Below are 822 nucleotides of genomic sequence, written 5' to 3' on the forward strand. Positions count from 1 at the left end.
CCGTCATGCCATTCGATCTTGTTGCCGATCAGCCGCTCGATGGCGTCGATGTATTTGGTGTCCGACTTGGTCGCGATGGTGAAGGATTTTCCGGAGCGTCCGGCGCGGCCGGTACGGCCGATACGGTGGACATAATCCTCGGCATGGATCGGCACGTCATAGTTGAAGACATGGCTGACGTCGGGGATGTCCAAGCCGCGCGCGGCGACGTCGGAAGCGACGAGGTAGCGCAGCTTGCCGTCGCGGAAATTGGCCAGCATCTGCATGCGCGCGCGCTGGTCCATGTCGCCATGCAGCGCACCGGCGTCGAAATCATACTTCAGCAGCGAGCGGAACAGTTCCGACACTTCGATCTTGCGGTTGCAGAAGATGATGGCGTTCTTCAGTTCGGCATCTTCGGCCTTGATCAGGTTGCGCAGCGTCTCGCGCTTGTCCCACGGCTTGGAGCCTGATTTGACCAGCCGCTGGGTGATGTTGGTGGCGGCGGACGCGGCCTTCGAGACCTCGACGCGCACCGGCGCATGCAGGAATTTCTCGGTCAGCTTGGTGATTTCCGGCGGCATCGTCGCCGAGAAGAACAGCGTCTGCCTGGAGAACGGGATCATCTCGCAGATGCGCTCGATGTCGGGAATGAAGCCCATGTCGAGCATGCGGTCGGCTTCGTCGATGACGAGGATCTCGACGCCATTGAGCAACAGCTTGCCGCGCTCGCGGTGATCGAGCAGGCGGCCGGGCGTCGCGATCAGCACGTCGACGCCGCGCTCCAGCTTCTTGTTCTGTTCGTCGAATGAGACACCGCCGATCAGGAGCGCGATGTTGAGC

General features: G+C 61.7%; 1 protein-coding gene. It reads right to left on the bottom strand.

Translation table 11 applies throughout. The annotated features are described in order from the left end of the window. Positions 1-822 (bottom strand): DEAD/DEAH box helicase (locus tag EN925_RS37945; RefSeq protein WP_164894772.1); only part of this gene is annotated, 822 nt, incomplete at both ends.

Origin of the sequence: Mesorhizobium sp. M7A.F.Ca.US.006.04.2.1, from assembly GCF_004022915.1 — a bacterium.
Classification (GTDB): Bacteria; Pseudomonadota; Alphaproteobacteria; order Rhizobiales; family Rhizobiaceae; genus Mesorhizobium; species Mesorhizobium ciceri.